Below are 12929 nucleotides of genomic sequence, written 5' to 3'. Positions count from 1 at the left end.
TGAGGTCAAGCGCAGCATTCTGCGCGGCCTACGGTTATTGCCCTTTAAAAAGACTGGGTTCGGCCTGGACCAAAGCAAAGCGTGGGACCTGCTCGCCGTCAACCTCGACGCTTTCCAGGAACATGCTCAAGGGGCGCACCCAAAAGCCGTAATCGCCATACAGTGCTTGGTAAAACACGACTTGCTCTTCGGTCTCGGAGTGGCGCGCCACGCTGAAAACCCGGTACTGCGGACCTTTATAATGCTGGTAGAGCCCTGGTTCGACTTTCATGCTCTGGCCCCCTTACAAAATTTATAAAAAAAATTTAAAAATTCCAAAAAACAAAAACCGGGGCACTGGGCCCCGGCTTCCGTCAACCCAACGCTTAGACGCGTTCGAAGACGGTGGAAATGCCTTGGCCAAGACCAATGCACATGGTGGCTACCCCGAGATTGCCGCCATTTTGCTTCATTACATTGAGCAACGTGCCAGAGATTCGCGCACCGGAGCAACCGAATGGGTGGCCCAGGGCAATCGCACCGCCGTGCAGGTTAACCTTCTCATTCATCTTGTCGAGCACTTTCAAATCTTTCAGCACCGGCAGAGCCTGTGCGGCGAATGCTTCGTTGAGCTCGAAGAAGTCGATATCGCTGATGGAAAGACCCGCGCGCTTCAAGGCTTTCTGCGTCGCCGGTACTGGACCATAGCCCATGATCGCCGGGTCCACACCCGCCACCGCCATCGAACGAATCACCGCCAGCGGTTGGATCCCGAGGTCCTGGGCACGCTGCGCCGACATCACGATCATGCACGAGGCACCATCGGTGATTTGCGACGACGTGCCCGCCGTGACGGTACCGCCCTTCGGATTAAAGGCAGGCTTGAGGGCCGCCAGGCTTTCCAGGGTGGTATCCGGACGAATGGTCTCGTCGTAGTCGAACAGTTTCAGGAAACCGTTCTCGTCGTAGCCGTTCATCGGGATGATTTCATCCTTGAACTTGCCTTCCACGGTCGCCTTGTGAGCGAGTTGATGGGAACGCAGGCCGAAGGCATCCTGGGCTTCACGGGTAATGCCGTGCATTTTGCCGAGCATCTCCGCCGTCAGGCCCATCATGCCCGAGGCTTTGGCCGCGTACAGCGACATATGCGGGTTCGGATCGACGCCGTGCATCATGCTGACGTGGCCCATGTGCTCCACGCCACCGACCACGAATACATCGCCGTTACCGGTCATGATCGCCTGGGCGGCGGTGTGCAGCGCGCTCATCGACGAGCCGCACAGGCGGCTGACGGTCTGGCCGGCCGCAGTGTGGGGGATCTGAGTCATCAGGGACGCCATGCGCGCGATGTTCCAGCCCTGCTCCAGGGTCTGGTTGACGCAGCCCCAGATCACATCCTCGACTTCGTTCGGGTCGACCTTGGTGTTACGTTCCAGCACTTTGCTGATCAGGTGCGCCGACATGTCTTCGGCGCGGGTATTGCGGTGCATGCCGCCCTTGGAGCGGCCCATCGGCGTGCGACCGAAGTCGACAATCACGACGTCTCTTGGATTCAAGCTCATAAATATTCTCGCTCTAGTCGTCTGGGCGCTTAACCGAAGAAGCTCTGGCCGTTCTTGGCCATTTCACGCAGCTTCGCGGTCGGGTGGTACAGCGGGCCCAGCTCAGCGTATTGATCAGCCAGGGCAACGAACTCGGCCACACCGATCGAGTCGATGTAACGCAGCGCACCACCACGGAATGGAGGGAAACCAATACCGTACACCAGGCCCATATCGGCTTCGGCGGCAGTCTCGACGATGCCATCTTCCAGGCAACGCACGGTTTCCAGGCACAGGGCGATCATCATCCAGTTGATGATGTCCTCGTCGGACACTTCACGCTGCTCGTAGACGATCGGGGCGAGTACTTCGTGCACCGAAGGGTCGGCGACTTTCTTCTGCTTGCCCTTCTTGTCCGCCTCGTAGGCGTAGAAGCCCTTGCCGTTCTTCTGGCCCAGGCGCTTGGCGTCGTACAGCGCGTCAACAGCCGAGCGGCGGTCATCTTTCATACGGTCCGGGAAGCCTTCGGCCATCACGTCGCGACCGTGGTGGCCGGTGTCAATGCCAACCACGTCCATCAGGTACGCCGGGCCCATGGGCCAGCCGAATTTTTCCATGACTTTATCGATGCGCACGAAGTCCACGCCGGCGCTGACCAGCTTGGCGAAACCGCCGAAGTAGGGGAACAGCACGCGGTTGACCAGGAAGCCCGGGCAATCGTTGACCACGATCGGGTTCTTGCCCATTTTCTTGGCGTAGGCAACGGTGGTGGCCACCGCATGCTCGCTGGACTTCTCGCCACGGATCACTTCCACCAACGGCATCATATGTACCGGGTTGAAGAAGTGCATGCCGACGAAGTTTTCCGGACGCTTGAGGGCCTTGGCCAGCAGCGAGATGGAAATGGTCGAGGTGTTGGAGGCCAGGATGGTGTTTTCCTTGACCTGCGCTTCCACTTCAGCCAATACGGCCTGTTTGACTTTCGGGTTTTCGACGACCGCCTCGACCACCAGGTCGACGTGGCCGAAATCACCGTAGGACAGCGTAGGACGAATGCCATTAAGCACTTCAGCCATTTTCGCTGCGGTCATACGACCTTTATCCACACGGCCCACCAGCAGTTTGGCGGCTTCCGCCAGGCCCTGCTCGATACCGTGTTCGTTGATGTCTTTCATCAGGATCGGCGTGCCTTTGGACGCCGATTGATAGGCGATACCGCCGCCCATGATACCGGCGCCGAGTACGGCAGCCTGCTTCACGTCGCTGGCGATTTCGTCGTAGGCCTTGGCCTTTTTCTTCAGCTCCTGATCGTTCAGGAACAGGCCGATCAGGCTCTGGGCAGCCGAGGTCTTCGCCAGTTTGACGAAGCCCGCCGCTTCCACTTCCAGGGCTTTGTCGCGACCGAAGTTCGCGGCTTTCTGGATGGTCTTGATGGCTTCAACCGGCGCCGGGTAGTTCGGGCCCGCCTGGCCAGCGACGAAACCTTTGGCGGTTTCGAACGACATCATTTGTTCGATGGCGTTGAGCTTGAGTTTTTCCAGCTTGGGCTGACGCTTGGCCTTGTAGTCGAATTCGCCACTGATGGCGCCTTTGATCAGGTTCAGCGCGGCCTCGGCCAGTTTGTCCGGGGCAACCACAGCGTCCACGGCACCGACTTTCAGTGCGTCTTCGGCACGGTTTTCCTTGCCGGCGGCAATCCACTCGATGGCATTGTCCGCACCGATCAGGCGCGGCAGACGCACGGTGCCGCCGAAACCTGGGTAGATGCCCAGCTTAACTTCAGGCAGACCGATCTTGGCGGTGGCCGACATGACGCGGAAGTCCGCCGCCAGGCACATTTCCAGGCCGCCGCCCAGCGCGATGCCATTGATCGCGGCAACCGTCGGGACGTTGAGGTCTTCGAAATCGCTGAAAATCTTGTTGGCTTCGAGGTTGCCAGCCACCAGCTCGGCATCGGGCAGCTTGAAGTTGTCGACGAATTCGGTGATGTCAGCGCCGACGATGAACACGTCCTTGCCGCTGGAGACGATCACGCCCTTGACCGAAGCATCTGCTTTGATGGTGTCTACGGCCTGACGCAGTTCGTTCAGGGTTAGACGGTTGAACTTGTTGACGGACTCACCCTTGAGGTCGAATTTCAATTCGACGATGCCACTTTCAAGAGCCTTAACCGTGATGGCTTTACCTTCGTAAATCATCAACTGATCTCCACGATATGGAAGCTGAACAGTACACATCGGACGCTGGCCTCTGGTTGGACACTGACGGTGAGGTCAATGCTCATGCCAATCCGCCAGGCACACCCGCCAATGCGATAGTCGGGATTCTGTACGAGCGGTCTGACAGACAAACGCTCAATTCATACGCCCGTTTGATTTGGGTACGCCACCTTCATCCAATTCCGGGCAATTGTCAATCGCTCCAAAGGCTAGGAAAAACGCGACTTTCCAGTCATTTCAGAACCCCAACCTTAGGCCTGCGCCTCGTCAATATTCAATTATTCACGAAATCAATAGTCGGCAAGGGCGCGAAGGGGCGCGCAGTAAGCTCCCCGCTTAAAATGCCAACTTGAGCATCAGGCCAACGCTTTAAGCAGCGCATCAATGTCCTGCAAAACCTTCGCGTCGCCCTTCTCGCCCCAATACAAGGCGATCATTTGCTTGTCGGCTTGGACTTTGTAGACATTGGCCGGCAGCGTTGAAAAATGCGGCAACAACTTCTCATCCACGCAGTTTTCTCGCCATTGATTAACCCACACGCCCGGCTCCAGTTGCCAGTAACTCCAAATGGCCGGCGTAGCGCCGCGTCGTGGCCGGCAGTACTGGGCGCAAGGGCTCGGCGGCTCCTGCTTGAGCCAGTGCGGCCATTCCTGGGGCGCCAATTGCATGGCCAACCCCATGCGGCGAGCCTCCATGCGCAAGGCCATGCGCCCACTCTGATGACGCGACGGGCGCAGCCATGCCAGGGGGCTCAATACCACTACAAGGATTGACACCACTATCCAGACCGTCATATCTGTACTCCCGATTTTTCTGATGAGCGGATTTGACCTGACGCAACCCCATCCGCTTGAAACCAGCCATACTTAATTTATTGCAGTCCCCCTGGAGGAACGCCTCATGTCGTACGAACATATTCTGGTCGCTGTAGATCTGACCGAAGAGTGCGATCCAGTGATCAAGCGCGCACGAGCTTTCGCAGTCGCCAGCGGCGCCAAACTGTCCCTCGTGCATATCGTCGAACCCATGGCCATGGCCTTCGGCGGCGACGTTCCCATGGACCTTTCCCAACTGCAGCAGCAACAATTCGACCAGGCCAAGGAGCGTCTCGATCGCCTGATCGTCAAATATCCCGAAGTGACCAAGGAAAACTCCCACCTCACTTACGGCCAACCGCGTCAGGAGATCCACCACCTGGCCAAGGAACACGGCTGTGACCTGATCGTGGTCGGCAGCCATGGCCGCCACGGCCTGGCGTTGCTGCTCGGCTCTACTGCCAATGATGTGTTGCACGGCGCGCCGTGCGATGTGTTGGCGGTGAAGCTGGTTAAAAATACTTAAGGACGCTGAAGACGAAATGTGGGCGGGGCGGTGCGACGTGCCCCCTCCCCCATTTAAACCGTATTTCACATGAAAAAGCCCGGTGCTCATCAGATGAACACCAGGCTTTTTATGGCCTGTAGATCAATCAGGCATCCAATTCAGCCCAACGCTCGACCAACGCCTCCAACTCCTGATTCAACGTCTCCAGCGAAGCGATGACCTTGGCGGTTTCCGCCGCAGGCCGCAGATAAAAACCCGCGTCAGCCATTTGCGCTTCTACTGCGGCGATCTGCTGTTCCTTGGCATCGATATCACCGGGCAAGGCTTCCAGCTCACGCTGCAGCTTGTAGCTGAGTTTCTTCTTGGCGGCCGGTGCGGCTTCCTGCACCGGGGCAGCAGCTTCCACGGGAGCCACCACAGCGGAGGTCAGGTCGGCTTTGCCGGATTTGCTTTCGGTCACGCCCAGCAGACGCGCAGAGCCGCCCTGGCGCAGCCAGTCCTGGTAACCCCCGACGTACTCGCGCACCTTACCTTCGCCTTCGAACACCAGCGTGCTGGTCACCACGTTGTCGAGGAATGCCCGGTCGTGGCTGACCATCAGCACAGTGCCGTTGAAGGTCAACAGCACCTCTTCCAGCAGTTCAAGGGTTTCCACGTCCAGGTCGTTGGTCGGTTCGTCGAGCACCAGCAGGTTGGCCGGCTTGCTGAACAGCTTGGCCAGCAGCAGACGCGCACGCTCACCACCGGACAGCGCTTTTACCGGGGTACGTGCGCGCTGCGGGCTGAACAGGAAGTCGCCCAGGTAGCTCAGCACGTGGCGGCTCTGACCGTCGATGTCGATAAAGTCACGGCCTTCGGCCACGTTATCGATCACGGTTTTTTCCAGGTCCAATTGATGGCGCAGTTGGTCGAAGTAGGCCACGTCAATGCGCGTGCCCTCTTCCACCGTGCCGCTGGTCGGTTTAAGACCATTGAGCATCAGCTTGAGCAAGGTGGTCTTGCCGGTACCGTTGGCGCCGAGCAGGCCAATACGGTCGCCGCGCTGCAGGACCATGGAGAAGTCTTTGATCAGGAACGGGCCGTCCGGGTGATGGAAGCTGACGTTCTCCAGCACCATCACCTGCTTGCCGGACTTGTCGGCGGTATCCAACTGGATATTGGCCTTGCCGGTACGCTCGCGACGTTCGCTGCGCTCAACGCGCAAGGCTTTGAGCGCACGCACGCGACCTTCGTTACGGGTGCGGCGCGCCTTGATGCCCTGGCGAATCCAGACTTCTTCCTGGGCCAGCTTCTTGTCGAACAACGCATTAGCAGTTTCTTCAGCGGCCAGCGCGGCTTCCTTGTGCACCAGGAAGCTGGCGTAGTCGCCGTTCCAATCGATCAGGCCGCCGCGATCCAGTTCCAGGATGCGCGTCGCCAGGTTCTGCAGGAAGGAACGGTCGTGGGTGATGAACAGCACCGCACCCTGGAAATCCTTGAGGGCTTCTTCCAGCCAGGCGATGGCGCCGATGTCCAGGTGGTTGGTCGGTTCGTCGAGCAGCAGCAGATCGGGTTCGGACACCAGCGCCTGGGCCAGCAGCACGCGGCGACGCCAGCCGCCGGACAATTCGGCGAGGGTCTTGTCGGCCGGCAGTTGCAGGCGGCTCAAGGTGCTGTCCACCAACTGCTGCAGGCGCCAGCCGTCACGGGCTTCAAGGTCCTGCTGGACGTGCATCAGCTTGTCCAGGTCTTCCTCGGTGACGCAGTTCTGCGCCAGGTGATGGTATTGCGCAAGCAACTCACCGACACCGTCCAGGCCTTCGGCAACCACGTCGAACACAGTCCGTCCGTCGGCCACCGGCAGCTCCTGGGGCAATTCGCCGATCTTGAGGCCCGGCGCGCGCCAAACGGAGCCGTCATCGGGCTTCTGATCGCCCTTGACCAGCTTCATCATGCTGGATTTGCCGGTGCCGTTGCGGCCGATGATGCACACCCGCTCACCACGGGCGATCTGCCAGGACACCTTGTCCAACAACGGCATAGCGCCGAAAGCAAGGGACACATCGCTGAATTTGAGCAGGGTCATACGCTTCTCCAAAAACTGGGCGCGCATTCTACCTGAGTTGAGGGTGGGATGCGGCCGGCATTTTCGCTGTCGACACGTTCTGTAGGACATTTCCGGCGAACTTGCAGGAAGCGCCCGGCAAAGCTTTCACCGGCCGCTGGCAAAAGGCTAAGCTAGGGGCAATCAGTGTCGGCGGTGCCGGTGCTAGTCGTGATTTCTTTGCACGGACGTCTCATGCGCAGTCGCCTTTTCAACTTTTTATCTTGTCTGCTTCTTTCCACCACCGCCGTTCAATCCGCCCAGGCCGTGGACCTCACCACCCAACGTCAATATTACGATGAAGCCAAACGCGCCCTGGCCAAAGGCGATACCGGCCCCTACATGCAATACAGCCAGGCCCTGGCCGATTACCCGTTGACGCCATATCTGGCCTACGACGAGCTGACCGCACGCCTGAAGACCGCCAGTAACGAGGAAATCGAACAGTTCCTGGCCAAGAACGGCGACCTGCCCCAGGCCAACTGGATGAAGTTGCGTTGGTTGCGCTGGCTGGCCGATCGGGGCGACTGGCAGACGTTTGAAAAGTACTACGACCCCAAACTCAATTTCGTTGAACTGGACTGCCTGCACGGCCAGTACCAGCTCACACACAACTTGAAGGCGGAAGGTTACAAAACCGCCGAAAAACTGTGGATGACCGGCAAATCCCAGCCGGCCGCCTGCGATGTCACCTTTGGTCAATGGGCCGCCGACGGCCAACTTACCGAACAGAAAATCTGGGACCGCGCCAAGCTGGCCGCCGAAGCACGCAACTACGCCCTGGCCAACAGCCTGGTGAAAACCCTGCCGACCCTCGGCGCCCAAGGGCGTCTGATGGTGGACGTGGCCCAAAAGCCGGACATGCTCAGCGACCCGTCGCGCTTCCTGCCGGCCACCGAGGCGATGTCCGACGCCGTGGGCCTGGGCCTGCGTCGCCTGGCCCGTCAAGACCCGGACAAGGCCATGGCGCTGCTGGATGGCTATGCCAGCAGCATGCACTTCTCACGTGACGAAAAAGTGGCGATCGCCCGCGAAATCGGGCTGACCCTGGCCAAACGCTTCGACCCTCGCGCGCTTGAAGTAATGACCCAATACGACCCGGAGCTGCGCGACAACACCGTCTCCGAATGGCGCCTGCGCCTGCTGCTGCGCCTGGCTCGCTGGGAAGATGCCTACCAGCTGACCCGCAAACTCCCGCAGGACCTGGCCACCAGCAACCGCTGGCGCTACTGGCAGGCCCGCAGCCTGGAGCTGGCCGAGCCGAAAAACCCGCAAGCGCTGGTGCTGTATAAAAATCTGGCTCAGGAACGGGATTTCTACGGCTTCCTTGCCGCCGATCGCTCCAAGGCCCCCTACCAGTTGAAAAACAAGCCACTGTTGATGAGCCAGGCGCTGGTCAACAAGGTACGTAACACCCCCGGCGTACGCCGCGCCCTGGAATTCTATGCGCGAGGCCAGGTGGTCGACGGGCGCCGCGAGTGGTACCACGTCAGCCGTCATTTCAACCGCGACGAAATGGTCGCCCAGGCCAAGCTGGCCTACGACATGAAGTGGTACTTCCCGGCCATCCGCACCATCAGCCAGGCGCAGTACTGGGACGACCTGGACATTCGTTTCCCGATGGCTCACCGCGACACCCTGGTGCGTGAGGCCAAGGTACGGGGGCTGCATTCAAGCTGGGTGTTCGCCATTACCCGCCAGGAAAGCGCCTTCATGGACGACGCCCGCTCCGGCGTCGGCGCCAGCGGCCTGATGCAGCTGATGCCCGGCACCGCCAAGGACACCGCGCGTAAGTTCAGCATCCCGCTGGCCTCACCGGCCCAAGTGCTGGACCCGGATAAAAACATCCAACTGGGCGCCGCTTACTTGAGCCAAGTGCACAGCCAGTTCAATGGCAACCGCGTGCTCGCCTCCGCCGCCTACAACGCCGGCCCCGGCCGAGTACGCCAGTGGCTGCGCGGGGCCGATCACCTGAGTTTCGACGTATGGGTGGAGAGCATCCCGTTTGACGAAACCCGCCAATACGTGCAGAACGTGCTGTCTTATTCGGTGATATACGGGCAGAAGCTCAACTCGCCGCAGCCGTTGGTGGATTGGCATGAGCGGTATTTTGATGATCAGTGAACGCTGAAGCAGTCACCCGCTGAAGCGCCAAGATAAGTGCCCGCATTGGACTATGCGGGCATTTTTTATGGAGGGTCGATTCCACACGTTCCCCATCCTGTGGCAGGGGAGCTGATCACCGCCAACAATCGCCTAACTGGCCGACTCTTCCCCATCACTGAACTGCAACGCCGCCAACCGCGCATACAGTGGATTGCTCGCAATCAACTGCTGATGGGTGCCCACCGCCACCAGCTTGCCCTGGTCCATCACGGCGATGCGATCAGCGTTCTTCACCGTCGCCAACCGATGCGCGATAACCAGCGTGGTACGGCCCTGCATCAACTGCGGCAACGCTTGCTGGATCAGGTGTTCGCTTTGGGCGTCGAGTGCGCTGGTGGCTTCGTCCAGCAGCAGGATCGGCGCGTCCACCAGCAGCGCGCGGGCGATGGCCAGGCGTTGACGCTGGCCGCCGGAGAGGCCCAGGCCGCCATCACCGAGGTGGGTCTGGTAGCCGTCGGGCATTTGCAGGATGAAGTCGTGGGCGTGGGCGATCCGAGCGGCGGCTTCGACCTGCTCGCGGGTGGCATCCGGGTTACCGTAGCGGATGTTCTCCTCGACACTGCCGAAAAACAGCGCCGGGCTCTGGGATACCAGGGCGAAGTGGCGGCGCAGGTCCGTTGGGTCGAGGTTGGTCAACGGTTGGCCTTCAAGCAGGATGCGGCCCTGCAGGGGGTCGTAGAAGCGCAGCAACAGGTCGAAGAGCGTCGATTTACCTGCACCGGAGGGGCCTACCAGCGCCAGGGTTTCGCCGGGGTTGATGGTCAGGTTCAGGCCATCGATGGCGTAGCTGTCCGGCCGCGAAGGGTAGGCAAAACGCAGATCCTGCAGCTCCATGCGGCCACTGACCCGTTCTGGAAGCGTTACGAGGCCCGTGGCGGGCGCCTGGATTTCGTTGTTCGACTGCAACAGCTCGCCGATGCGTTCCGCCGCACCGGCGGCGCGCTGCAGCTCGCCGAGCACTTCACTCAGGGTGCCGACGGCGCTGCCGACGATCAGGCTGTAGAACACGAATGCCGCCAGTTCGCCGCCGGAGATGCGCCCGCTGATCACGTCCATGCCACCGACCCACAGCATCACGCCCACGGCACCGAGCACCAGCATGATCACCAGGGTAATCAGCCAGGCACGCTGGGCAATGCGTTTGCGCGCGGTGTTGAACGCCTGTTCGACGGTGACGGCAAAACGCTGCTCATCCTGTACTTGGTGGTTGTAGGCCTGAACCGTCTTGATCTGGCCGAGGGTCTCAGCCACATAGCTGCCCACGTCGGCGATGCGGTCCTGGCTCTGGCGCGACAGGCTGCGCACACGCCGACCGAAGATCAGGATCGGCGCCAGCACCAGCGGCAGTGCCACCACCACGATGCTGGTGAGTTTAGGGTTGGTGACAAACAACAGCACGATGCCGCCGATGACCATCAACGCGTTGCGCAGGAACAACGACAGCGACGAGCCGATCACTGACTGCAACAAGGTGGTGTCCGTGGTCAGCCGCGACTGGATTTCCGAGCTGCGGTTGTTCTCGTAGAAACCGGGGTGCAGATAGATCAAATGGTTAAACACCTGCCGGCGAATGTCCGCCACCACTCGCTCGCCGATCCACGACACCAGATAAAACCGCGCGAAGGTGCCGACCGCCAGCCCCACAACCAACAGCATAAACAGGCCGATGGACTGGTTGAGCAGGTGCGGTGACTGGGTCATGAAACCCTGGTCCACCAGGAGACGGATACCCTGCCCCATGGACAGGGTAATGCCGGCGGTGACGATCAGCGCCACCAAGGCACCGAAGGCCTGCCAGCGGTAGGGCGCAATGAAGCGGCTGGCCAGGCGAATCGCGCGGCGTTGTCGGACTGAGAGCATGGAGGGCGTCACCGATGAGGAACCTGTACACACCCACATGGGGGGAACTTGGGCGAATAACAATGAGTCAGGTTAATTATGCCCGCCGATACTGGCCACTAGATGCTATCGGTCTAACGCCCGGCTGGAAATCCTCGGCGGTTTCTGGTGGACTGGTCGTTCGAACCGGTGATCTTGTAAGGAGTTGTAATAGCTCGGTCACGCGGGGGAATTAAAGTAGGTACACAACCTGATGAGGAGACAGGCCATGTCCTTGCAACACAGCAGCGATGCCAAGATTGACGTAATCCGCCAGCCACAGGCGTTGCCTTGCTCGTACATCGACGCCAAGGGTGACGAAGTGCAGATTACCGAAGAAATGATCCAGCGCGCCTGCAGCGAGCTGGAACAGCGACTGGTCAAGCCTGCCCAGCAAGGCTGAAACGCCCACGCTCTTTCAGACCCGGCCCCGGTGGCCGGGTTTTTTATGCGCCGCGTTCCTACAGCTGTTGGGCGCCCAGAGCACTGACAATGCGCGCCAGCTCTGCCGACTCGCCGTTGATTCGCACCTTGAGCCCCTCGATCTCGCGACGCTGCGGGTAATGTTTGCGCAGCCGGTCAAAGGCCAGGCGCTGCTCCTGCACCGTGCCGACCAGGCTACGGCGAAAATCCGCGTCGTCACGGCGCGGGTCGTACACGCTGCGACATAAGGTCGCCAACGCCCAGGCCGGTTCCGTGGCTGGGTTCAGGTGCACTTCGGCCAGCCACGGAGGCGGCAGCAGATCGCTCAGCTGAATGCTCGGTGCCTGGCCCAGATGGGCACAGAACGCCTGATAGATCTGCGCCGTGCCGCGTTGTTTGCCGTCCAGGCTGTAACCGGCGATATGCGGCGTGGCCAGCACGCACAGGTCGGCGAGTGCCACGTCGACTTCAGGCTCGCCTTCCCACACATCCAGCACGGCTTGCAGGTCTTCGCGCGCCAACAGCACCTCGCGCAGCGCGGCGTTGTCCACCACCGGGCCACGGCTGGCGTTGATCAGCCAGGCGCCGGGCCTGAGCTGGTTGAGACGCTGACGGTCGAACAGGTGCCAGGTAGAGCCGTTGCCGGACTTGATCAGCGGTGTGTGCAGGCTGATCACGTCGCACTGCTCGATGATCTGCGCCAGGCTGACATAGTCGCCGTCCTCGGCGATCTGGCGCGGCGGATCGCACACCAGCACATTCCAGCCCAGGCCCTTGAGCACCTGAACCAGGCGCCCGCCCACTTCACCGGCGCCGACCACACCGTAGGTGCGCCGGGTGAGGTCCACACCTTCGATCTCGGCCAGGGTCAGCAGGCTGCCCAGCACATAGTCCACCACGCCGCGGGCATTGCAGCCGGGGGCGCTGGCCCACTGGATACCGGCCTGCTTGAAGTAATCCAGGTCCAAATGGTCGGTGCCGATGGTGCAGGTGCCGACAAACCGCACCGATGTGCCTTGAAGCAAAGCGCGGTTGACGTTGGTCACCGAGCGTACCAGCAGCACATCGGCCTGCTCGACGGTCGCGCGGTCGATGGAACGGCCGGGCACACGGCGAATCTCGCCGAACCCTTGGAAGAATGCGTCGAGCAGGGGGATATTTTCGTCGGCAACAATCAGCATGGCGGGCTCCTTTGGCGGACAGGCAGTGTACAGGGATCGCGGGCATCGCTTACAAATCCCTAACACAGGTTTTTTCCTGACCGTTGCGTCAAGGCGTAGAATCCGCGGTCCTTGCGCACCTCTCGACTGGACACCT

The 12929-nt window shown here is 60.6% G+C and carries 10 protein-coding genes; 3 read left to right on the top strand and 7 right to left on the bottom strand.

Translation table 11 applies throughout. The features are described 5' to 3' along the window. Nucleotides 1-34: 34 nt before the first annotated feature. The 4 genes from PSH94_RS07925 to PSH94_RS07910 form a co-directional block, all read right to left on the bottom strand. Entirely contained in the window at nucleotides 35-271 is a 237-nt protein-coding gene (locus PSH94_RS07925) for a DUF1653 domain-containing protein (RefSeq protein WP_181078057.1), read from the bottom strand. A gap of 94 nt (nucleotides 272-365) precedes the next feature. Then, nucleotides 366-1541, bottom strand: coding sequence for an acetyl-CoA C-acyltransferase FadA (fadA, locus tag PSH94_RS07920; RefSeq protein WP_003189650.1), 1176 nt, complete (start codon nucleotides 1539-1541; stop codon nucleotides 366-368). Nucleotides 1542-1570: 29 nt separating this feature from the next. After that, the gene (gene fadB / locus PSH94_RS07915) at nucleotides 1571-3718 is read right to left on the bottom strand and encodes a fatty acid oxidation complex subunit alpha FadB (protein WP_266248482.1); all 2148 of its coding nucleotides are present in this window, start codon (nucleotides 3716-3718) and stop codon (nucleotides 1571-1573) included. A 377-nt stretch (nucleotides 3719-4095) separates the two neighbouring features. After that, nucleotides 4096-4533, bottom strand: coding sequence for a hypothetical protein (locus tag PSH94_RS07910; protein WP_305437038.1), 438 nt, complete (start codon nucleotides 4531-4533; stop codon nucleotides 4096-4098). A gap of 106 nt (nucleotides 4534-4639) precedes the next feature. Between PSH94_RS07910 and PSH94_RS07905 the strand changes: the two genes are divergently transcribed. Further along, on the top strand, nucleotides 4640-5080 hold the full coding sequence (locus PSH94_RS07905; RefSeq protein ID WP_181078051.1) for a universal stress protein: 441 nt from the start codon (nucleotides 4640-4642) through the stop codon (nucleotides 5078-5080). A 127-nt stretch (nucleotides 5081-5207) separates the two neighbouring features. Here PSH94_RS07905 and PSH94_RS07900 read toward each other — a convergent pair whose 3' ends face one another. Next, nucleotides 5208-7127 (bottom strand): ATP-binding cassette domain-containing protein, encoded by a 1920-nt coding sequence (locus tag PSH94_RS07900; protein ID WP_253511287.1) that lies wholly within the window; start codon nucleotides 7125-7127, stop codon nucleotides 5208-5210. A gap of 213 nt (nucleotides 7128-7340) precedes the next feature. Between PSH94_RS07900 and PSH94_RS07895 the strand changes: the two genes are divergently transcribed. Continuing rightward, nucleotides 7341-9269, top strand: a complete 1929-nt coding sequence (locus PSH94_RS07895) for a transglycosylase SLT domain-containing protein (protein ID WP_305437035.1) — start codon at nucleotides 7341-7343, stop codon at nucleotides 9267-9269. A gap of 132 nt (nucleotides 9270-9401) precedes the next feature. Here the strand turns inward: PSH94_RS07895 and PSH94_RS07890 are convergent, their stop codons facing one another. Continuing rightward, nucleotides 9402-11210, bottom strand: a complete 1809-nt coding sequence (locus PSH94_RS07890; protein WP_305437033.1) for an ABC transporter ATP-binding protein/permease — start codon at nucleotides 11208-11210, stop codon at nucleotides 9402-9404. 208 nt (nucleotides 11211-11418) lie between these two features. Here PSH94_RS07890 and PSH94_RS07885 point away from each other — a divergent pair, with 208 nt between their 5' ends. Next, on the top strand, nucleotides 11419-11592 hold the full coding sequence (locus PSH94_RS07885; protein WP_181078044.1) for a PA1571 family protein: 174 nt from the start codon (nucleotides 11419-11421) through the stop codon (nucleotides 11590-11592). Nucleotides 11593-11650: 58 nt separating this feature from the next. Here the strand turns inward: PSH94_RS07885 and pdxB are convergent, their stop codons facing one another. Further along, on the bottom strand, nucleotides 11651-12793 hold the full coding sequence (gene pdxB / locus PSH94_RS07880; protein WP_181078043.1) for a 4-phosphoerythronate dehydrogenase PdxB: 1143 nt from the start codon (nucleotides 12791-12793) through the stop codon (nucleotides 11651-11653). Between the last annotated feature and the right edge of the window lie 136 nt (nucleotides 12794-12929).

It is taken from the genome of Pseudomonas sp. FP2254, assembly GCF_030687695.1.
GTDB lineage: Bacteria > Pseudomonadota > Gammaproteobacteria > Pseudomonadales > Pseudomonadaceae > Aquipseudomonas > Aquipseudomonas quebecensis.
This window is presented reverse-complemented; position numbering and strand designations above follow the sequence as displayed.